18 protein-coding genes are annotated in these 20050 nt (G+C 68.6%); 9 read left to right on the top strand and 9 right to left on the bottom strand.

Annotated elements, in window-relative coordinates:
- Window positions 1-70 precede the first annotated feature (70 nt).
- Window positions 71-613 carry an NUDIX hydrolase gene (locus tag CHC08_RS01235; protein WP_218825058.1) on the bottom strand — a complete coding sequence of 181 codons (543 nt, stop codon included), beginning with the start codon at window positions 611-613 and terminating at the stop codon, window positions 71-73.
- Window positions 614-820: 207 nt separating this feature from the next.
- Here CHC08_RS01235 and CHC08_RS01230 point away from each other — a divergent pair, with 207 nt between their 5' ends.
- On the top strand, window positions 821-1795 hold the full coding sequence (locus tag CHC08_RS01230; protein ID WP_245878056.1) for a carbohydrate-binding protein: 975 nt from the start codon (window positions 821-823) through the stop codon (window positions 1793-1795).
- 156 nt (window positions 1796-1951) lie between these two features.
- Here CHC08_RS01230 and CHC08_RS01225 read toward each other — a convergent pair whose 3' ends face one another.
- Both CHC08_RS01225 and CHC08_RS01220 read right to left on the bottom strand, forming a co-directional pair.
- Entirely contained in the window at window positions 1952-2269 is a 318-nt protein-coding gene (locus CHC08_RS01225) for a nuclear transport factor 2 family protein (RefSeq protein WP_089205235.1), read from the bottom strand.
- Window positions 2270-2494: 225 nt separating this feature from the next.
- Window positions 2495-3787 (bottom strand): MFS transporter, encoded by a 1293-nt coding sequence (locus CHC08_RS01220; protein WP_089205234.1) that lies wholly within the window; start codon window positions 3785-3787, stop codon window positions 2495-2497.
- Between the two features lie 325 nt (window positions 3788-4112).
- Here CHC08_RS01220 and CHC08_RS01215 point away from each other — a divergent pair, with 325 nt between their 5' ends.
- Complete coding sequence (locus CHC08_RS01215; RefSeq protein ID WP_089205233.1) at window positions 4113-5159, top strand: class I SAM-dependent methyltransferase; 1047 nt, start codon at window positions 4113-4115, stop codon at window positions 5157-5159.
- Window positions 5160-5283: 124 nt separating this feature from the next.
- On the opposite strand, the gene CHC08_RS01210 is transcribed toward CHC08_RS01215, so the two are convergent.
- Window positions 5284-6621, bottom strand: a complete 1338-nt coding sequence (locus CHC08_RS01210) for an NAD(P)/FAD-dependent oxidoreductase (RefSeq protein WP_089205232.1) — start codon at window positions 6619-6621, stop codon at window positions 5284-5286.
- Between the two features lie 416 nt (window positions 6622-7037).
- Here CHC08_RS01210 and CHC08_RS01205 point away from each other — a divergent pair, with 416 nt between their 5' ends.
- The 4 genes from CHC08_RS01205 (at window position 7038) to CHC08_RS01185 (ending at window position 10998) form a co-directional block, all read left to right on the top strand.
- A complete protein-coding gene (locus CHC08_RS01205; RefSeq protein ID WP_089205231.1) occupies window positions 7038-7484 on the top strand; it encodes a hypothetical protein in 447 nt (148 codons plus the stop codon).
- A 727-nt stretch (window positions 7485-8211) separates the two neighbouring features.
- Window positions 8212-10101, top strand: a complete 1890-nt coding sequence (gene nhaA, locus CHC08_RS01195) for a Na+/H+ antiporter NhaA (RefSeq protein ID WP_089205229.1) — start codon at window positions 8212-8214, stop codon at window positions 10099-10101.
- 194 nt (window positions 10102-10295) lie between these two features.
- Window positions 10296-10688, top strand: coding sequence for a DUF1622 domain-containing protein (locus CHC08_RS01190; protein ID WP_089205228.1), 393 nt, complete (start codon window positions 10296-10298; stop codon window positions 10686-10688).
- Complete coding sequence (locus tag CHC08_RS01185) at window positions 10681-10998, top strand: hypothetical protein (protein ID WP_089205227.1); 318 nt, start codon at window positions 10681-10683, stop codon at window positions 10996-10998. The genes CHC08_RS01190 and CHC08_RS01185 overlap by 8 nt, the downstream gene beginning before the upstream one ends.
- Before the next feature lie 116 nt (window positions 10999-11114).
- On the opposite strand, the gene mmsB is transcribed toward CHC08_RS01185, so the two are convergent.
- From mmsB to CHC08_RS47935, 4 genes are all read right to left on the bottom strand, one after another.
- On the bottom strand, window positions 11115-12380 hold the full coding sequence (gene mmsB / locus CHC08_RS01180; RefSeq protein WP_089205396.1) for a multiple monosaccharide ABC transporter permease: 1266 nt from the start codon (window positions 12378-12380) through the stop codon (window positions 11115-11117).
- 8 nt (window positions 12381-12388) lie between these two features.
- A complete protein-coding gene (mmsA, locus tag CHC08_RS01175; RefSeq protein ID WP_089205226.1) occupies window positions 12389-13918 on the bottom strand; it encodes a multiple monosaccharide ABC transporter ATP-binding protein in 1530 nt (509 codons plus the stop codon).
- Window positions 13919-14020: 102 nt separating this feature from the next.
- The gene (gene chvE / locus CHC08_RS01170; RefSeq protein ID WP_089205225.1) at window positions 14021-15163 is read right to left on the bottom strand and encodes a multiple monosaccharide ABC transporter substrate-binding protein; all 1143 of its coding nucleotides are present in this window, start codon (window positions 15161-15163) and stop codon (window positions 14021-14023) included.
- Window positions 15160-15366: a hypothetical protein gene (locus CHC08_RS47935; protein ID WP_143653045.1), complete on the bottom strand. Its 207-nt coding sequence runs from the start codon at window positions 15364-15366 to the stop codon at window positions 15160-15162. Before CHC08_RS47935 ends, chvE begins: the two co-directional genes overlap by 4 nt.
- Before the next feature lie 669 nt (window positions 15367-16035).
- Here CHC08_RS47935 and CHC08_RS01165 point away from each other — a divergent pair.
- Window positions 16036-16752: a maleylpyruvate isomerase N-terminal domain-containing protein gene (locus tag CHC08_RS01165; RefSeq protein ID WP_089205224.1), complete on the top strand. Its 717-nt coding sequence runs from the start codon at window positions 16036-16038 to the stop codon at window positions 16750-16752.
- Window positions 16753-17028: 276 nt separating this feature from the next.
- A complete protein-coding gene (locus tag CHC08_RS51160) occupies window positions 17029-18402 on the top strand; it encodes a damage-control phosphatase ARMT1 family protein (protein WP_089205223.1) in 1374 nt (457 codons plus the stop codon).
- A 124-nt stretch (window positions 18403-18526) separates the two neighbouring features.
- On the opposite strand, the gene CHC08_RS01155 is transcribed toward CHC08_RS51160, so the two are convergent.
- Window positions 18527-19195, bottom strand: a complete 669-nt coding sequence (locus CHC08_RS01155) for an AIM24 family protein (RefSeq protein ID WP_089205222.1) — start codon at window positions 19193-19195, stop codon at window positions 18527-18529.
- Window positions 19196-19343: 148 nt separating this feature from the next.
- Between CHC08_RS01155 and CHC08_RS01150 the strand changes: the two genes are divergently transcribed.
- Window positions 19344-20045, top strand: coding sequence for a RibD family protein (locus tag CHC08_RS01150; RefSeq protein ID WP_245878055.1), 702 nt, complete (start codon window positions 19344-19346; stop codon window positions 20043-20045).
- Window positions 20046-20050: the final 5 nt, after the last annotated feature.

Below are 20050 nucleotides of genomic sequence, written 5' to 3'. Positions count from 1 at the left end.
TTCCCGCCGGTCGTGATCGTTTTCGTGGCGTTCCAGCGGTTCTTCCTCAAGGGCGTGGAGGAAGAACCGGTCAGGGGCTGGGCGAGGGGGCGTCGGCCTCGGGGGAGGTGTACCGTTCGCCGTGCCAGGGGAGCGTGACCGGCTCTTCTGGAATATCCCCGCCGAGCAGACGCCGCATCAGGTCCGCGAGGTTGAACGGGGTGACCCGCTCGCTGGTGGTGCGCAGCTCGGGCAGTGTCCACCAGCGGTGGGAGACCATCATGGCGCGCTCGAACTCCTCCTGCCCGGAGGTGTCGATCTCCGCCGAGTCGACGCGGAGGAAGAAGAACGAGTCGGTCGCCAGGTAGAGGGTTTTGTCGCCTCTCCAATGCCCGGTGGTGACGGCCACCACCGGCCCCAGGTCCTCGGGGGGAACGACCAGCCCGGTCTCCTCCCGTAGCTCCCGGGAGGCCGCGACGGGGAGAGACTCCCCGGCCGCGACGCCTCCCCCCGGGGTGAACCAGGCAAGCGTGGCGCGGCGCTCGCCCTCACCGCGGCCCTGAAACAGCAGCAGGCGGTCCAGTGAGTCGGTGAGGAGAATCCGGGCGGTCGGCCGGGGCACGGGGATCGTCACGCTCGCGATCGTAACCTCGTTCCCAGCCCGGTGACGGCCTGCCTGCGGCGCTCAGGGGCTCCACGGTGCCGCGTCCGCCGTCGACGCGGACCCTGTCGCCGTCGTGTGGGCGCATGGTCGGGTTGCCGGTCACGGCCGGTGATCAGGGGCGAAGCGGCCGACGACCTCCCTCGTCCTGCGGGAACGGGGCAGTAGGGACGGATCCAGATGCCCAACGTCACCGGCAGCGCCGCGCTGGGTTACTGGCCCGCGTTCTGGGCGCTCGGGGCCCCGTACCGGGGCAACTACTGGAACTGGCCCGGCACCGGCGAGTTCGACATCATGGAGAACGTCAACGGGATCAACTCCGTCTGGGGCGTGCTCCACTGCGGGGTGAGCCCCGGCGGTCCCTGCAACGAGACCACCGGAATCGGTACCAGCAGGACCTGTCCCGGTGCGTCCTGCCAGTCGGCGTTCCACACCTACCGCTTCGAATGGGACCGCAGCATCAGTCCGAACCAGCTCCGCTGGTATGTCGACGGGCAGCAGTTCCACAGCGTCAGCCAGGCCCAGTTCGACGCCGGGACCTGGAACGCCATGACCGGCCACCAGGGCTACTTCCTCCTGCTCAACGTGGCCATGGGCGGTGCGTTCCCCAACGCGCTGGCCGGGCAGACCCCGACCGCGGCCACGGTCTCCGGGCGTCCGATGCTCGTGGACTACGTGGCCGTCTGGCAGAGCGGCTCCGGGACCTTGCCCACCAGCACCCCGACACCCCCTCCGGGCGGCGGGGTGGACGCCCGCTCGACCATCCAGGCCGAGCGGTACCAGGCGCAGGCGGGCACGGCGGTGGAGACGACCACCGACACCGGCGGCGGGCAGAACGTCAGCCAGATCGGCAACGGTGACTGGCTCCGCTTCGACGGAGTGAACTTCGGCACCGCGGCGGCGACCCAGTTCAAGGCCCGGGTCGCCTCCGGAGCCGCCGGCGGGGTCAGCGGGCTGGTCCAGGTGCGCCTCGACAGTCCGACGGCCGCTCCGATCGGGGACTTCGCCCTCGGCAACACCGGCGGCTGGCAGAGCTGGCGTACGGTTCCCGCCAACATCGCGGGGGTGACCGGGACCCACACGGTCTACGTCACCTTCACCAGCGGGCAACCCGCCGACTTCGTCAACCTCAACTGGATCACCTTCGGCAACTGATCCTCCCGCGGCCCGCGCACCCCGGTACGGCTTGCGCCCCGGGGCGCGCGGGCCGTACCCCGGAGGTCCTGCCCGAGGGATCGGCCACCGCTCTGCGCTCCGGGTGCGCGGGCCGTACGCCGTGTCGGTCCGTCGGCGCACGGAGCCGGGGGAGCCTCAGCCGGTGATGCGCATGAGGGAGACGCGGTCGCCGCTGACGGTGAAGGTGAAGTCGGAGGGGCCGTTGAAGCCGCGCCCGCCGACGTCGGCCGAGACGGTGACCGTGGCCCCGGTCTGGCGTACCGCGGTGACGGCCAGGCTCACGTCGACCCCGATGAACTCCTCGTCGCTCCAGCTGCGAATCGCCTCCCGCCCGCGAAACTCCCGTCCCCAGTCGTCGACGGCGCCCTCGTCGGTGAAGGAGCCGAGGAAACCCTCGGTGTCTCCGGAGTTGGCGGCGTCGATGGCTCGCTGGACGGCGGGATGAGTGGTCACGGAGTCCTTCTTTCGATGGAGGTCGCGCTCGCTGGAGAGACGACGTGCGGTTTTCTGCGGAGGTCGCGCTCGGCGGACTCCACGGTACGGCCGACCTGGAGGCAGGTCAGGGGGAGGCGGTGACGGCGCGTCCGCCGCTGCCGCCGGCCGCCCTGGCGCGGTATCCACACCGGGTCGTTCCGTTTCCGGCGGTGCCCGGGGCGCCGGTTGTCAATGCCTTCATTATCAGCGTGACTGGGAAGGATCACGGTCGGCGGGTTCGGGGATAGTGACCGGCGAACCGCGGGTCCCGGCCTGATCGGGGCCGGAGCCTCCGGGTTCCGGGTCCTTCGCCGCGGCGGAGCCTTTCGACCGGGTCCCCGTGGTGGCGAACGGGGAGTACCGCGGCACCCAGCGCAGCAGCGCGGCCGCGGCCACCACCCCGGTCACGCCCATGGCGGAGATGCCGAGGGCCAGGCTGCCCAGCCCGGCGGCGGCGGAGACGATCAGCGGTCCACCGGCGCTTCCTGAGTCGGCACAGAGCCTCCACACCCCGAGGAACTTCGAGCGGATCGCCGGTGGCGCGACATCCGCGCCGAGAGTCATCAGGATCCCGCTGCCGATCCCGTTGCCGAATCCCATGAGCATCGCGACGACGGTGAACGACACCAGCCCGTGTGTGAGCGGCAACAGGGCCTGGGTCAGCCCGAGTACGAGCATCGACGGGACGGCGATCCACAGCCTGCCCGCGTAGTCCATGATCTTTCCGGAGGGATAGAAGGTCAGGGTGTCCACGAGTCCGACGATCCCGAAGACGATGCTCGTGGTGGAGGGGTTCAGGCCGAGATGCTCGGCCCACAGGGGCAGCACCGTCTGCCGGGTGGCGCGCACCGACCCCACGAGGAAAACGGCCAGGCCGAGGGTCAGGAACACCCGGCGGTGCCGCACCATCACCGACCGGACGGAGACGGGCGCGGGCCGGTGCTCCCGTGCCACGGCCGGTTCGGACACGTCGGGCACGAGCAGGACGATCAACCCGGCGATCACCGCGCAGACCAGGGCCAGCCAGTAGACGTAGTGCACCGGGCGGTCGTACACCACCACGGCGCCGAGAAACGGCCCGATGAACGCCCCCACCCGGGACATGCCGCCGAGCGTGGACAGCGCCCTGGCCCTCAGCCCCACGGGGATGACCTCGGTCAGGTAGGACTGCCGGGCCAGGTTGAACACGGCGTTCGTCGACCCGGTGGCGGTGACGGCCAGCGCCAGCTGCCAGAGTGTGGTGGCCATCACGCAGCCCAGAAGCGTCACCACGGCGATCCCGGCGGCGATGAGCATCGCCCTGCGATCTCCCACCCGGGCCGCGAGAGCTCCGGCCGGCACGTCTCCCAGGATCTGTCCCACGCCCAGCAGCGCCAGCAGCAGACCGGCCGTTCCTATGGAGGCGCCGAGGGTGAGCCCGCTCAGCGCGATCATGGGCATGATCGCGCCCATGCCGATCTCGAAGATCAGGGTGGGGAGGAAGACGGACGGCACCATGCCGGCGAGGGATACCGGTCGGGAACTCACCTGCTCTGGCCTCGCTTTCAGGGTCGCCGGTATCTGGCATTCCCGGCGATCCTATTCGTGGGGATTTCCACGCCATGCCCCGGGCGGGGTGAACGTCGCGACGCGGCGGACCGGGCGCGACCTGCCGTTTCGCACGGATGCCGCGGAGACCGGAATGAATCCGGGCCGGGACGAGCTGTTACGGGATGTTGAATATCCGTTTTGAGAAGGCTCGTGGGGCCAACGCTACGATCGTGCAGGAGTCGCGGGGGTGACTCTCCGGTTCTGCCGGGACGGCTTCCGCGGGGAGGCTCCAATGGACGAAGCCAGGCTTCAGAAGTTCGTGGATCAGGTCGTGCTCGACATGGGGGCAGCGTTCGGGGCGGCGACGGTCGTGCTCGGCGACCGGCTGGGCCTGTGGAAGGCGATGGCCGGGGCGGGCCCGATCGGAGCCGGTGAGCTGGCCCGGCGCACCGGCACCAACGAGCGGCTCATCGCCGAATGGCTCGCGGCCCAGGCCGCCGCCGGATACGTCTCCTACGACGACGGCGCCTACACGCTGACCGACGAGCAGGCCACCGTGTTCGCCGACGACTCCAGCCCGGTGTTCATGACCGGGATCGCCGAAATGATCTCTTCGGTGTATCGCGACGAGGCCAAGCTCGTGGAGGCGTACCGGGGTGACGGTGGTCTGGCCTGGGGAGATCACGACCGGGCGTTGTTCAACGGCACCGAGCGATTCTTCCGCCCGGGGTACACCGCCAACCTCTCGACCAGCTGGATTCCCGCGCTCGAAGGAATCCAGGATCGGCTGGACGACGGCGCCCAGGTGGTCGACGTCGGCTGCGGGCACGGCGCCTCGACCGTGGCGCTGGCGCGGGCGTACCCGAACTCGTACTTCACCGGTTTCGACGCCCACGGGGAGTCGATCATGCGGGCCCGCGAGCGGGCGGCAGAGGCCGGGCTGGCGGACCGGGTGAGTTTCGAGACGGCCTACGCCGACGACTACCCCGGGACCGGCTACGACCTGGCGTGCCTTTTTGACTGCCTGCACGACATGGGAGATCCCGCGGGCGCGCTACGGCATATCCGATCCACTCTCGCGCCCGACGGCACCGTGCTGCTGGTCGAGCCGTTCGCGTACGGCCGGCTGCCGGACGACCTCAATCCGGTGGGCCGGCTCTTCTTCAACGGCTCGGCCACGATCTGCGTGCCCGGCGCGCTCTCGCAGGACGGCCCGGAGGCACTGGGCGCCCAGGCCGGGCCGGAGCGGTTGTTCGAGGTGGCCGCGCGGGCGGGGTTCACCCGGATGCGCAAGGCGACCGCCACGCCGTTCAACCTGGTGCTGGAGCTGAAACCATGACGCCACGGCCGACGGCGCCCACGAACCGTCGAGCGTCGAGGTGACCCCGTCGCCACGCGCTTTCCGTTGTCTTCGCGGCGCTCCTCGCCGGCCCGGGGCATCGAGGAGAGCCGGGCCGGCTCCGTCAGTGTTTGGAGGCGTGCTTGGGGGAGCGCTTGGAAGGGGACTTGGAGGAGGCCTCGGGGGAGGTGCTGCTGAGGGGGACCTCCGGGGCACGGATCACGCCGAGCTGCACCGTCTGCCGCGGCAGCAACGCGTCGAGCAGCCAGCTCCCGGCGATGCGCGCCCGGCCACCGGGGATGGCCAGCAGGTGGTAACCCCTGGTCACCGCCTTGGCCACGACGCCGGACAGCGGCACGCCCAGCGGGTTCGCCGCGGCCTTGGCGTCGCCCAGGTCGACGACAAATCCCAGGTCGCTGTGCTTGTACGGCTTGCGCTCTCCGTGACCGTAGGAGGCGGCGACGTTGTACGCGGCGCGCCTGCCCTGGCGGGTGGCGTGCTGGGCGGTCATCGCGGTGTATTCGCCCGGCCTGGTCAGATCCGGCACCGCGGCCGCGTCTCCGCAGGCGAAGATCTCCGGGTGGCCGGGCACGTTGAGATATTTGTCCACCAGCAGCCGTCCCTTCTCGGTGGGCAGTCCCAGCGACTCCACGAGCGGGTCGGGCCGCACGCCCACGCACCAGACCAGCGTGCGGGTCGGCACGAACTCCCCGGTGGAGAGCTTGACCCCCTCGGAGGTCGCCTCGGACACGCTGGTGCCGGTGCGGATCTCCATGCCGCGCTCGGCCAGGGTGCGGTGTGCGATCCGCGACAGGCGCTCGTCCAGCTCCGGCAGGATGCGCGGAGCGAGGTCGACGAGGAGCCAGCGGATCGGCTGGTCGCGCAGGCCCGGCCGGCACTTGCTCGCGGCGAGGGTCAGGAGCTGGCCCTGCGCGGCGACCTCGGTCCCGGTGTATCCGGCGCCCACGACGACAAACGTGCAGCGCGCCTCCCGCTCCTTGGCGTTGTCGGCATCGGCGAGCTCGATCTGGCGGATGAGATGGTCGCGCAGGTAGAGCGCCTCGTTGATGCTGCGGAAGCCGTGCGCGTACTCGGCGACTCCCGGGACGGGCAGCAGCTTGTTGACGCTGCCGACCGCGACCACGAGGCGGTCGTAGCCGAGGTCGCGTGGGTTGCCCTCGGCGTCGGTGCACTTCACCCTCCGGCCCTGAACGTCCACGGAGTCCACCGTGGCGAGCAGGTGCCGCACCCCCGGACAGCAGCAGGCCAGCGGGATCGCGACCTTGCGCGGATCGAGGATCCCCGACGCCACCTCGGGCAGCAGCGGCAGATAGAGGAAGTAGTCGGTCGGGTTGATCAGGACGATCTCGACCGCGCCCCGGGCGATCCGGGAGAGGGTCCTGGCGGCGTTGAAACCCGCGAAGCCCCCTCCCACAATGACGACTCTCTGCCGGTTGGCCATGACCCCGAGTCCCTTCCCCGGTGCGGAACTTCCGTCCTTAGCCGCTTGCCCCTTTTGGCGGCACATCACGCATCCGGCCTGGAAACGACCCGCCATCGGGCGCGCCCCGCGGGTCGAGGCGAGGGCGACGAGAGGCCTTTCGCGCTGTATGGGAGGCCTTTCGCGCTGCATGGGAGCTTCCACGCCGAACGGGGCGATGAGCGCGGCAGCGTGCCTTCCAGCGGGTCGTAGGCGGCGTCCGGGGCGGATGGGCGGCTGGTGATGATGGGTCGATTCGGACTCAGGTGAGTAACGTCACATCATGGGATGAATGGGACTAAGTGGGACACATCTCTGGTTAACACTCACGTAACACAGAGCACGCCCATCGTCTGGAGTCACTGGACCGGCGTGCACAACCAGGGGGAAACACCATCATGAGCAAGATCACGCGTCGTCTGGCAACCGCTACCGCCACTCTCGCGGTGGCAGGCGGGATCATCTTCGCGGCCGGGGGCGCGGCGTCGGCGGCCACATACGAGAGTGACAGCCACACTGCCACCGTCGCCACCCGACAGGAGGTGGTAAAGGTCGCAAAAGTGGTAAGCCGGAGCTGGGATGGACACCGGTGGTGGAGCCGCTACAGCAGGAACGGCAGTTTTTACCTCTCCATTCAGGGGCACCGCTACCGGTATGACGGTCACCACTTCTACCAGTGGAGCCACGGTAAGTGGAGGCGCTTGACCTCTGCCTCCATCCGGCACCTTGGCTTCGACCACGAGCACTTCTCCGGACACCACGGCCACCATGGCGACCACGGGAACTCGGGCCACCACGGTGACTCCGGCCACGGGAACTCCGGTGACCACGGGCACGGGCGCTAAGCATGGGCGCCGAGTTCGAGGAGAGCGCGTCGGTAGGCGGGGCCACGGCTCAACAAGCTGAAGAACTTCCGGGCAGTGGCCCCACGCCCCGACAGGCGCGAACGGATTCCTCGGGTCGCCATCGACGTCATCCCGATCAGGATCCGGCTCCGAGTGTCCGTTCCGCGACGGATCCGCCAGGTCGTCATCGACGTCATCTCGATCAGGACCCGGCTCCGCGTCCCCAGTTCGCGATGTAGGAAACGATCTCCGAATCGATCCGTCCTCCGGATCTGACGGCCCGTCTCCGAACCTTGATCGGATAGCCGCTTCCTGGGGGGAATCGGTTTTCCCGGCGAGATTGGGACGGGCCATCGAATCGGGGGCTTCCGGGTTCGGCCACGGTCGGGAACGACATGGGTGGGCCGGACCCGGAAGCCGATCCCCAGCTTGTCGAAGACCGGACACGGGGGCACCCGCCACTCCGTAAGGTGGGTCGCCGTCCGGTCTGTCGCCGGATCCCAGGGCATGCCGGAGAGCGCGTGCCCCGCCGATGCGGCCGACGTGATCGCCGCCGGTCCTCCGGAAGACGCGTCACGTGTCCTGCGCCGGACCGGCAGGACATATCAGAGGGTGCGCCCCGCCGATGCGGCCGGAGCGATCGCCGCCGGTCCGTACCGAGTGGGCGTCACATCGATGGGCGGTGGGGCACCGCGGCCCCTTTTTCAGGGTGGGACAGAATTACGGGATGACGGGACCGCAATCCTCCAGCTCATCATTTTCCGAGCGGACCGCATGGGCACGAAATCTCCAAACGCCCCTGCGCGAGTTCCTCCGCACCGAGACCGGCAGCGCCGCGCTCCTGCTCGTCGCGACGGTCCTCGCGCTCCTGTGGGCGAACACGGACTCGTCATCGTATGAGGCATTCTGGGGGACGCGGCTCTCGATCCGCGTCGGTGACATGGGTGTGTCACAGGACCTTCGTCACTGGATGAACAACGGGCTGATGACGTTCTACTTCTTCGTCATCGGTCTGGAGGCGCGCCGCGAGTTCGACATGGGTGAGCTGCGCGAGCGGCGGCGGATGGCGCTGCCGCTCCTGGTGGGCATCGGCGGGATGATCGTTCCCGTCATGATCTATCTCGCGGTGAACGCCGGACTGCCCTCCTCGCACGGCTGGGGCGCGGCGATGTCGACGGACACGGCGTTCGCGCTCGGGATCCTCGCACTCGTCGGGACGCGCTTCCCCGAACGCCTGCGCGCCTTCATGCTCAACATCAGCGTCGTCGACGACATCGTCGCGCTCGGCGTCATCGTGATCGTCTACAGCGGCCACATCTCCATGCCCGCGTTCGTGGCCGCGTGCGGGATCTTCGGAGTGACTCTGCTCGTGCGCGCCAACGGGGTGCGCGCCGGACTGGTGTACGGACTGCTCGGCGCGGCCACGTGGGTGGCGCTCTTCAAATCCGGCGTCGATCCGCTGGTCGTCGGCCTGGCGATGGGGCTGCTGACCTTCGCGTATCCGGCGGCACGCAGCGACCTCGAGCGCGCGAGCGGCCTGTTCCGGCTGTTCCGAGAGCAGCCGACACCGGAGTTCGCGCGTTCGGCCCAGCAGGGGCTCGTGTCGGCGATCTCGCCGAACGAGAGGTTGCAGCAGCTCTACCACCCGTGGACCAGCTACGTGATCGTGCCGCTGTTCGCGCTCTCCAACATCGGAATCGCGATCGACGGCGCCCTCCTCTCCCGTGCCTTCACCTCGCCGATCACGCTCGGGATCCTGTTCGGCTACCTCCTGGGAAAACCGGTCGGGATCGTCGCCGTCTCGTGGCTCGTCACGCGGCTGAGCCGTGGCCGGCTCCGCCCGCCGGTGGGCTGGGCCGCCGTCCTGGGCGGCGGCACGATCGCCGGTATCGGCTTCACCGTCTCCCTGCTCGTCGCGAGCATCGCCTTCAGCGGTACCGAGCTGGAGGAGGCGAAGATCGGCGTGCTCAGCGCGGCGATCTGCGCGTCCGTCCTGACCTGGGTGGTAGCCCGGGCGACCGCGTTCCTGCCGCTGCGCGTCCGGATCCGCGCGCTGTTCGGCACGGCCGAGTCCCTCGTCGACCTGGCCGCGCCGGTCGACTCACGCCGCGACCACGTGCGCGGGCCCGCGGAGGCACTCGTGACGGTGGTCGAGTACGGGGACTTCGAGTGTCCCTACTGCGGCCTGGCGGAGCCCGTCGTCCGCGAGCTGCTCGCCGACTTCGGCGACGTCCGTTACGTCTGGCGGCACCTGCCGCTCAACGACGTCCATCCGAACGCACAACTGGCCGCGGAGGCCGTCGAGGCCGCGGCCGCGCAGGGAGCGTTCTGGGAGATGCACGACCGGCTGCTGGAGGACCAGGGTGAGCTGAGCGTGCGCGATCTGATCCGCCACGCGGAGGTTCTCGGTCTCGACGTCGAGCAGTTCCATCGGGACCTGCGGGAGCATCTCGGCGCCCCCCGGGTGGCCGAGGACGTGGACTCCGCCGATCTGAGCGGCGTGTCGGGCACACCGACGTTCTTCCTCAACGGGCGGCGGCACCAGGGCGCCTACGACATCGCCACGCTCTCCGCCGCGGTGCGGGCGGCCCGTGCGCGCGCGGCGATCAGATCGTAGGCCGATCGGCCGGCCGGGGGCGGGGACAGACGAGGGCAGATGGTGACACGGCCGGCCGCGACCGGACGCGGACGGGTCGTGAACGGCGGGCGGGTGCGGTCGGCCGGCGTGCGTCACGCCCTCTGATCAGGCCGATGGCCGAGGAGCGACACGTCCTCCGGTTAGGCCGATGACCGAGGGGTAATCAGCAGCACATGCTTGATCTCTTACCCGAGGAAACCCTCCGGGAGATCGTCAACCTGCTGGTCCGCCTCGTCGAGGCCGCCGGTGCGATTGTCATCTTCGGCGGCGCGGCAGTGGCCTTCGTGCGCTTTCTCCTGGTCGCCGTACGACGGCGTGACGACAACGGCTTCATCGCCGTGCGCCTGTTCCTGGGACGGTTTCTCGCACTGGGCCTGGAGTTCCAGCTGGCCAGCGATGTGCTGCGTACGGCCATCGCGCCGACCTTCACGCAGATAGGGCAACTGGCGGCGATCGCGGCCATCAGAACGGCGCTGAACTTCTTCCTGAGCAGGGAGATCGAGAGGGAGGGGCGTACGGTGAACGCCGCTTCCCGACCTCCCGCGTCCGGTGTCAAAAATGCCTGAGCAGCTCGTCCAGACGGGCGTCACCCTGATCGTCGCCGCGGGACTGGTCTGCGCGCTCGCCGTCCTGCTCGCCGGAGGCGGCCCCAGAACCGCGATGGCGGTGTTGCTGGACCTCCTTCTGGCGGCCGGACTTCTCCGCCTCTCCCTGGCGCAGACATGGACGGCGATCGCTGTGGCGGCCCTCACGGTGGTGATCCGCAAGGTCGCCATCGCCGGTTTCTCACTCCCCCTGGGGTGGGGCGGGCGGATGCGATGGAGCGGTGATCCCCGGGCGTCCGACGCGGCCGCGATGTCGAGGCAGCCCGAATAGCGGCCGCGACGTCGAGGCGGCTCAGGTGGGGGAACCGGCGGGGACAGCCGGTGGGCGGAGAACCGGCAGGGGGGTGCGGAGGCCAGGAAGGAGACCGGCGAGGGGATGGGAGCGGCTCAGGTCGACGCGCCGGCGCGGCGCTTCGTCCAGACGTCGAAGGCCACGGCGGCGAGCAGCACCAGGCCCTTGATGAGCAGCACCCGCTCGCTGGGCGCGCCGATGAGGGACATGCCGTTGTTGATCACAGCCATGATCAGACCACCGGTGATGGCACCGATCACCTTGCCGACACCGCCCTGAACGGCCGCGCCGCCGATGAACGCGGCGGCGATGGCATCCAGCTCGAAGCTGGTGCCCGCCGTGGGACCCGCCTGGTTCAACCGGCCGGCGAAGATCACTCCAGCGAGTGCGGCGAGCACACCCATGTTGACGAAGATCCAGAACGTGACGGACTTGACCTTGATTCCGGACAGGCTCGCGGCGTTCAGGTTGCCACCGATGGCATAGATGTGGCGGCCGAAGACGGCGCGGTTGGTCAGCAGGGTGTAGGCCAGGACGAGGACCGCGAGGAGGACCAGCACCCAGGGCAGGTTCTTGAACCTGGCCAGCTGGACGATGACCGCCATCACGACCGCGACAGCGGCGACGATCTTGAGGATGAACAGGGGCAGCGCGTCCACCTGCTGCCGGTAGCCGATGCGCCCCTGGCGGGTGCGCCACTGCGTACCGATGATCGAGGCCACCGCGGCCAGTCCGACGAGCAGCGTCAGCAGGTCGGCGCCCCCGAGCGGGCCAAGGCCGATGTTGCCGAGGTAGGAGGAGGTGAAGCCGTTGGCCAGCGTGCGGACCTCGTCGGGGAACGGGCCGATGCCCTGGTTGCCGAGCACGGTCAGCGTCAGGGCCCGGAAGATCAGCAGACCGCCCAGGGTCACGATGAACGCCGGTATGCCGAAGTAGGCGACCCAGTAGCCCTGCCACGCTCCGATCAGTGCGCCGGAGACGAGCGTGATGATGATCGCCAGCGGCCACGCCACGTGCATGTTGACCATCAGCACCGCCGCTATCGCGCCGGTGAGCGCCACCACCGATCCCACCGACAGGTCGATGTGACCGGCGATGATGATCAGGATCATGCCGATCGCGAGGATCAGGATGTAGGAGTTCTGCACGATGATGTTGGAGATGTTCTGCGGCTTGAGCAGCTCACCGTCGGTGACGACGGAGAACAGAACAATGATCAACGCGAAGGCGATGTAGATGCCGCTCTGCCGCAGGTTGATGGAGAAACGGCCTCCCGACGCCGCTGCGGGAACGGGGGGAAGGCTTCCGCTCGCGGGAGCGGGAGAGGTTTCACGAGGGGGGGCCTGACCGCTGCTGCTCATCTGTGCCATTACTCCTTTTCCTTGGTCATGAACTGCATGAGCCGCTCCGGGGTGGCGTCCGCCCTTGAGACCTCACCGGTGACGCGTCCGGCGGACAGCGCGTAGATGCGATCGCAGATACCGAGGAGCTCGGGAAGCTCCGAGGATATGACCAGGACGGCTTTGCCCTGGTCGGCGAGCTTGTTGATGATGGCGTAGATCTCGTACTTGGCGCCCACGTCGATGCCGCGCGTGGGCTCGTCGAGGATCAGCACGTCGGCGTCAGTGAAGATCCACTTCGACAGCACCACTTTCTGCTGGTTGCCGCCGCTGAGCTTCCCGGTGACCGACAGGACGCTGGGAGCCTTGATGTTCATCTCGGTGCGGTAGTCGCTGGCGACTCGGAATTCCTCGTTGTCGTCGACCCAGCCGCGTTTGGCCAGTTTCCCCAGCGCCGCGGCCGAGATGTTGCGCTTGATGTCCTCGATCAGGTTGAGCCCGTACCGCTTGCGGTCCTCGGTGGCGTAGGCCAGCCCATGCTGGATCGCCTCGCCGACCGTGCGGAGCTGGATCTCCTGCCCGTTCTTGTAGACGCGGCCGGAGATGTCGGTTCCGTAGCTGCGGCCGAACACGCTCATCGCCAGCTCGGTACGGCCGGCGCCCATGAGACCCGCCAGACCGACGATCTCGCCGCGGCGCAGCGTCAGGTTGGCGCCGGACACGACGACACGACCGCGCTGGGAGGGGCTGTGCACGGTCCAGTCCTCGATCCGCAGCACCTCCTCGCCGATCGTCGGCTCGTGTGGCGGATAACGGTTGTCGAGGTCACGGCCGACCATGCCCGAGATGATCCGGTCCTCGGTGACCGCGTCGTTCTTCATGTCCAGGGTCTCGATCGTCCGGCCGTCGCGCAGGATCGTCGTGGAGTCGGCGATGGCCCGGATCTCGTTCAGCTTGTGCGAGATGATCACTGAGGTGATGCCCTCGTCACGCAGCCCGCGCAGCAGGTTGAGCAGGTGCGCCGAGTCCTCGTCGTTGAGCGCCGCGGTCGGCTCGTCGAGGATGAGCAGCCGGACCCGCTTGGACAGCGCCTTGGCGATCTCCACCAGTTGCTGCTTGCCCACCCCGAGGTCCATCGCGCGCGTCACGGGGTTCTCGTGCAGCCCGACCCGTTCGAGCAGCTCCATGGCCTCGGCGTTGGTACGGTTCCAGTCGATCAGGCCGCGCTTGGCCCTCTCGTTGCCCAGGAAGATGTTCTCGGCGATCGACAGGTGCGGGCTGAGCGCCAGCTCCTGGTGGATGATCACGATGCCGAGCTTCTCGCTCTGCCTGATATCGGAGAACTGGCTCAGCTCGCCGTCGAAGTAGATCTCGCCCTCGTAGGAACCGTGCGGGTAGACGCCCGACAGGACCTTCATCAGGGTCGACTTACCGGCGCCGTTCTCTCCGCAGATCGCGTGTATCTCGCCTTTTCGCACCGTCAGGTTGACGTCCTGCAGTGCCTTGACGCCCGGGAACGTCTTGGTGATCCCGCGCATTTGAAGTATGTGGTCGGTCATACCGTCCGCCTCCGCAACGTTGCCCCCATCCGCCGGATGTCCGGTCGGCGGCGAGTGATGATCGCCGCCGACCGGACACCTTTTGCCGTGCCGCCGGTTCTCCTACTTGAGCTGGTCCTCGGTGTAGTAGCCCGAATCGACCAGAAGCTGCTTGTAGTTGTCCTTGTAGACGATCGCGGGGTCGAGCAGGTACGACGGGACGACCTTGCTGCCGTTGTCGTAGTCCGTGGTGTTGTTCACCTCGGCCTTGCCGCCCTTGAGCACGGCGTCGGCCATCTTGACCGTGACGTCGGCCAGCTGGCGGGTGTCCTTGTAGATCGTGGCGAACTGCTCACCGGCGATGATCGACTTAACCGAGGCGGCCTCGGCGTCCTGACCGGTGACGACCGGGTAGGGCTGGTCGGCGGTGCCGTACCCGTTGCTCTTCAGCGCGGACAGGATGCCGATGGACAGACCGTCGTACGGCGAGAGCACGCCCTGGACCTTGGCGTCGCCGCCGGAGTAGGTCTTGGTGAGCACGTCCTCCATGCGCTTCTGCGCGGTGGCGGGGTCCCAGCGCAGGATCGCGACGGTCTTGAAGTCGACCTGGCCGCTCTTGACGACGAGGGTGCCCTTGTCGATGTAGGGCTTCAGGGTCTCCATCGCGCCGTTGAAGAAGAAGGTGGCGTTGTTGTCGTCCGGCGAGCCGGCGAAGAGCTCGATGTTGAACGGGCCCTTGGCGTCGCCGTCGGAACCGTCCTCCTTCTTCAGCCCGAGGCCCACCAGCAGCGAGGTCGCCTGCTGCACGCCCACCTTGAAGTTGTCGAAGGTGGCGTAGTAGTCGACGTTGGGGCTGTTACGGATGAGCCGGTCGTAGGCGATGACCGGGATCTTCTTGTCGGCCGCTTCCTGCAGCTGAGTGGTGATCGCGGTGCCGTCGATCGAGGCGATGACAAGAAGCTTGGCGCCCCTGGTGATCTGGTTCTCGATCTGGTTGACCTGCGTGGGAATGTCGTTCTCCGCATACTGCAGGTCGACCTTGTAGCCCAGCTTCTCCAGGGCGCTCTTGACGTTGTCGCCGTCGTGGATCCAGCGCTCGGACGACTTGGTGGGCATGGTGACGCCGACCAGGGCCTCACCCGCCGCACCCGGCGCCGCCGAACTCGCCGCGTCCTGGTCGACGGTCTTGGTGCTCGAGCCACAGGCGGTCATCGCCATGGCGAGAGCCAGGCCTACCGACGCGGTGGCCAGCTTCGCTAGCTTCATGTTCTCTCCTTCATGTGACGGGGGTTCAGCTCGGCGGGGAAGTCCAGGCCCGGATGCTCGTCAGAGGGGGCCGTGCTGCCTCCTGAGATGCTGAAAGAGAGCCGGAGCGCCTGGCGTCCCGAGGGCAGCCGGTGCTCGGGCGGCACGCCGGAGCCACAAGGGGCGGAGCCGTTGCCCTGGCGCTTCTGGTCCAGGTGCCGCAAGGCGGAACGACTCGATCGAGCCGTGCCTCCGGCGGCATGAAGGTGGGCTCCTACGAGGCCCGCCCTAATGGTGTTAGCGCTCACATTGATCTTTATAAACCTTGCGATGACGTGAATGACTTTGTGACGTGCCATCAAATGCCCGCATTGCCTGACTGTCAACCCCTGGGAGATCAACGTTGGCGAGAAATGCTCCCCCAACGTCTGCCCGGAGGTCCGTTCCCACGTCCGAGCAGCGCGGATCGACATGGAACGGCGTGCTGACAGTGCCTGTGTGAACGTTAACACCTGCTCTGCAACATTCCGGAAACAATGTCATGATCGTAAGCCGGTCGTGACCGTCGGCGTCGGCTCCGTCGCGCATCCGCCCGGTTCACCGCACGGTCGGCGGGAACGGGCACCCGGGCGTCTCGCACCGGCGGAACGGGCCTTCCGGTTCCTCGGGAGGGGGGCGGCACCGGCTGCGACGGATCTCCCGAGACGCGTCCGGGCACCCGCGGCCCTCGTTTCGGGTCGCCGTGCCTCGTCCTCCGTGGAGGACGAGGCACGGCGGAGCCTCGGCATGGACGATCAAGGGCCACATCGCGGAGACCGCGTGGCCTCGGGTGACACCCTCCGGCGTACGTGACCCGCCGTTCCACTTCGCCCTTCCGGGGTATCGCTGATGGCATGACTCCAGAATCGAAGGATCCGCTGGCGGATCTCGACCCTTTCGACATCTTCGACGCAGAGGCCACCCGTCTGGACCGTCACTTCTCACGGCTCGACGATGAGGGCTGGAACCGCCCCTCCCGGTGCGAGGGCTGGTCGGTGCGGGACATCCTCGGACATCTCGCCGGGGAAGAGCTGTACAACCACGCCTGCCTCGCCGGCGACCTCGACGGTTTCTTCGCGATGCTCGCCCGCGAGGGCGCCGGAGGTGGCTTCAACGGCTTCAACCAGTGGTGCGTACGGCAGCGCCGCGACGTGCCCGTCGAGGAGGTGCTGGAGGAGTGGCGGCGGGCGAACGCGGAGACGCGCGAGCGCATGCGGTCCCTCGGCCGCGAGGCGGAGCTGCGGACTTCGGCGGGGCCGTACCCGGTGGGTCTGCAGGCCTTCCACTACGACTCCGAGTACGCCACCCATGCCGACGACGTGGGAGCACCCGTCTCGGATGACGAGGCCGGCGAGCGGACGTGGTGGCGGGCCAGGGTGGGCGAGTTCGTGCTCGGCGAGCAGGGGTCGGGCATCCAGGTCGGCCTGACCGCCGAGGGGGTCTCGGTGCGGGCGGACGGCATGAGCGAACGGCTGCCTGCGGACGTGTTCGTCGAGGCCACGGTCGGCCGGCTGCCGGATGATCATCCGCTCGACGGCGGGCTCAAGAACGCCCTGCGGTGCCTTGCCTGACTCGGGCGGTAGGGCCCGGGGACTTTACCTGACCCGGATGGCAGGGCCCGGGGTGTCATGCCCGGCTCACGCGACAGGGCCATTCCGCCCTGCACGCGACAGGACCATCCCGCCCTGTCTCGTCGGACGCTGAGGACAGGATCGCCCCGCGACGCCCTGCCCGGCCCGGACGAGGGGAGAGGCGGCATCCTCGGCTCGGCCGAGGCGGCGATCGGTCCATCGGGCCGGTACGGTGTGCCCTCCGCAGGAGTCAACCGGGCGTGAAGGAAGTGGAAAGTGGCAGACGGTGACAGCCGGAAGGGGCCCGGACGGTTCGGAGCGCCGTCCGATGCGCCCGTGATCCTGAGCGACGTTCCCGGTTCCTTTACCTGGAAGGTTCTCCACGACCGGCACCCCGCCCTGATCCAGAAGGTCCGCGACGCCACGCCGTACGATCCGGAACGGCTTCGGGCACTCGACCTTCTGCTCGGGGAGATCACCGAGGGTGTGATCAGGCCGCTGGAGGGTGCCATGCATGATCGGGACCTCTGGGAGAGCTGGGACCGGGGCCACATCGGAGAGCGGTGGGACGACGCGCCGTTCCTGTGGTCGGAGAGTTACTTCTACCGCAAGCTCCTCGCCGCGGTCGGATACTTCGATCCCGGCCCGTGGCAGGGCATAGACCCGTTCGAGCCGTTCAAGCAGGCCGAGCTGTTCGGTGAGGCCGTCGACGACGAGCTCCGCGCGCTCGACGGATTTCCCGCCCTGGACGTGGGGGAGCGGGACCAGGCGTTGATCCTGAGGGCACTGTGGGGAAACCGGGCGGACCTCGTGTTCCGGATCTCCGCCGGAGGCTCGGGGCTCGCAGCTCAGGTGCCGGGCCTGGTGGCCGACGACAGCGCGCTCATCTGGTCGATGATCGACGGCCTTTCGGCGACGGGCGGGTCCCTGGCGGGTGGTAATCCGGCGGTCGGCGGGGGCCTGGCGGACGGTGATCCGACGGTCGGCGGCGCTCTGGCGGGTGGCGATTCAACGGTTGATGGGAGCCTGGTGGGCGGTGATCCGGCGGTCGGCGGCGCTCTGACGGCCGATGGTCGCTCCTCGCGGATCTGTCTCGTCGCGGACAACGCGGGAAGCGAGCTGCTGCCGGACCTCGTCCTGATCGACCATCTCCTGCATGCCCGCGGCGTGGGGGAGGTCGTCCTCCATGTCAAGCCGTCCCCCTACTACGTGTCCGACGCGATGATGGCGGACGTGGTGGCCTGCCTGCGCCGCATGTCTGAAGCAGGAGGTCAGGCCGGCGAGATCGGAAGCCGGCTCCGGGAGGCGATGGGATCGGGACGGCTGCTCGTGCGGGCACATGTCTTCTCGTGCGCGCCCCTGCCGTACAGCGAGATGCCCGACGACCTCAGGAAGGACTTCGCGTCCGCCTCGCTGACGATCATGAAGGGCGACCTGAACTACCGTCGCCTGGTCGGTGACCGGGACTGGCCGCCGACCACGCCGTTCGCCGAGGTCACCGGGTATTTCCCCGGTCCGGTGGCGGCCCTGCGGACCCTGAAGTCCGAGGTGGTGGTCGGCCTCGGAGCTGAGACGGTCACGGCTCTGGAGGCGAGCGGACAGCCCTGGCGCGTCAGCGGCACACACGGTCTGATCCAGGCCAGATCGTAAGCCGCCGGTGGCGGGGTCAGGCCCTTTCGGCCTGGCCGTCCCCGGCGGCGTCTCCCGTCTCGCGACGATCAGCCGTTGCCCTGCGGCATGATCGGGCCTTCACCTGCCCGGATCAGGACGACGATCAACCGTTGCCCTGCGGCACGATCGGTCCCTCACTGGCCTGGACCAGGACAAAGCCCGCACCCTGGAACGCGAGCTGCGCGGCCTCGCCGCTCCCGCGGCCGATCAGCGCGCCCGCCTTCATGGTGCGGTTGACGCCCACGCGCAGCCCGGCGCTCCAGCACACCGCGGACTGGCTGTCGGCGAAGGTCGGCGCGCCGGAGGTGTCGAGCAGCACGGGGGAGCCGTGCGCGGTGACCGCCACCCAGCCGGTGCCCCGGATCGTGGTGTTGAACAGGCCACCGGCGGCGATGCCGGCGCCCTGGATGCGCTGGATGTCCCAGGTGAGCTGCGGGTCGAAGGCCAGCAGGTTCGTCCCGTTGACGGTGATCGCCTCGTCCTCCAGGTAGAACAGGTGCACGTCGTCGGCGTTGTCGGCCAGGAAGAGCATGCCCTGCCCGCGGACCCGCATCAGCGGCGCACCCTCGCCGGTGACCATTTTCTTCAGGAACCGCCCCATCCCCCCGGAGCCCTCGTAGTCGAAGTCCATCTGTCCCTGGAAGGCGACCATGGATCCCTGCCGCGCCAGCACCTCTCCGTTCAGCTGCACCCGCAGCATCTTGGCGTTCTGCAGGGCGAAGTGGCCGGGGAGCGGGCCTTGCTCCAGGTTTCCGAAGAACGAGCTACGCACGGGGAGGCCTTTCGGTATCGAGTCGGTGCCGAGGAAAGTCGCACGGTGAATGACGAACCGGACGTTGCCGTAGTTCCCCTCGACGTTCCCTTCGACCGCCGGAGACGGCGGTGGGAGATTCTCCCGGGGCGGTTGTTACGATCGGCTGATGTCCGACCTCGGGAAGGAAAGCGTGAGATCGCGCCCCTACGTGCTGTTGAGCTGCGCGATGTCCGTCGACGGATACATCGACGACAGCTCTCCGGAGCGGCTCCTGCTCTCCAATGACGAGGACTTCGACCGTGTCGACGCGGTGCGGGCCACCTGCGACGCGATCCTGGTGGGAGCCAACACCGTCCGCCGCGACGATCCCCGGCTGCTGGTCCGGTCGCCGGCCCGCAGGCAGGAGCGGGTCTCGCAAGGGCTGCCGCCGTCGCCTGCGAAGGTGACGCTGACCACGGCGGGCGACCTCGACCCGTCCAGCCGCTTCTTCGCCGACGACGGCGCGGTGAAGATCGTGTATGCCGCGTCGGCCGCCACCGGCAAGCTCGCCGTCCGCCTGGGCGAGACCGGGGCGACGGTGGTCGACGCGGGTGACTCCGTGGATCTCCGCCGTCTCCTGGAAGACCTGGCCGGGCGAGGGGTGCGCCGCCTGATGGTCGAGGGCGGGGCCTCGGTTCACACCCGGTTCCTCCAGGAGGACCTCGTGGACGAGCTTCACCTCGTCATGGCGCCGTTTTTTGTCGGGCACTCCACCGCCCCGCGTTTTGTCCACGACGGCGACTTCCCCCGCGATCATCGGCGCCGGATGGACCTGGCGGAGGTCCGGAAAATGGGCGACGTCACGCTCATGCGCTACCTGCTGACCTGACGTAC

This window comes from Streptosporangium subroseum (assembly GCF_900188345.1).
In the GTDB taxonomy this organism is placed as follows: domain Bacteria; phylum Actinomycetota; class Actinomycetes; order Streptosporangiales; family Streptosporangiaceae; genus Streptosporangium; species Streptosporangium subroseum.
This window is presented reverse-complemented; position numbering and strand designations above follow the sequence as displayed.

Excerpts from the sequence above, each read along its gene's own strand:
- CHC08_RS01230 (WP_245878056.1), top strand. The coding sequence starts at position 821 with ATGCCCAACGTCACCGGCAGCGCCGCGCTGGGTTACTGGCCCGCGTTC.
- CHC08_RS01220 (WP_089205234.1), bottom strand. The coding sequence starts at position 3,787 with ATGGTGCCGTCCGTCTTCCTCCCCACCCTGATCTTCGAGATCGGCATG.
- CHC08_RS01215 (WP_089205233.1), top strand. The coding sequence starts at position 4,113 with ATGGACGAAGCCAGGCTTCAGAAGTTCGTGGATCAGGTCGTGCTCGAC.
- CHC08_RS01210 (WP_089205232.1), bottom strand. The coding sequence starts at position 6,621 with ATGGCCAACCGGCAGAGAGTCGTCATTGTGGGAGGGGGCTTCGCGGGT.
- CHC08_RS01205 (WP_089205231.1), top strand. The coding sequence starts at position 7,038 with ATGAGCAAGATCACGCGTCGTCTGGCAACCGCTACCGCCACTCTCGCG.
- nhaA (WP_089205229.1), top strand. The coding sequence starts at position 8,212 with ATGACGGGACCGCAATCCTCCAGCTCATCATTTTCCGAGCGGACCGCA.
- CHC08_RS01190 (WP_089205228.1), top strand. The coding sequence starts at position 10,296 with ATGCTTGATCTCTTACCCGAGGAAACCCTCCGGGAGATCGTCAACCTG.
- CHC08_RS01185 (WP_089205227.1), top strand. The coding sequence starts at position 10,681 with ATGCCTGAGCAGCTCGTCCAGACGGGCGTCACCCTGATCGTCGCCGCG.
- mmsB (WP_089205396.1), bottom strand. The coding sequence starts at position 12,380 with ATGAGCAGCAGCGGTCAGGCCCCCCCTCGTGAAACCTCTCCCGCTCCC.
- mmsA (WP_089205226.1), bottom strand. The coding sequence starts at position 13,918 with ATGACCGACCACATACTTCAAATGCGCGGGATCACCAAGACGTTCCCG.
- chvE (WP_089205225.1), bottom strand. The coding sequence starts at position 15,163 with ATGAAGCTAGCGAAGCTGGCCACCGCGTCGGTAGGCCTGGCTCTCGCC.
- CHC08_RS01165 (WP_089205224.1), top strand. The coding sequence starts at position 16,036 with ATGACTCCAGAATCGAAGGATCCGCTGGCGGATCTCGACCCTTTCGAC.
- CHC08_RS01150 (WP_245878055.1), top strand. The coding sequence starts at position 19,344 with ATGTCCGACCTCGGGAAGGAAAGCGTGAGATCGCGCCCCTACGTGCTG.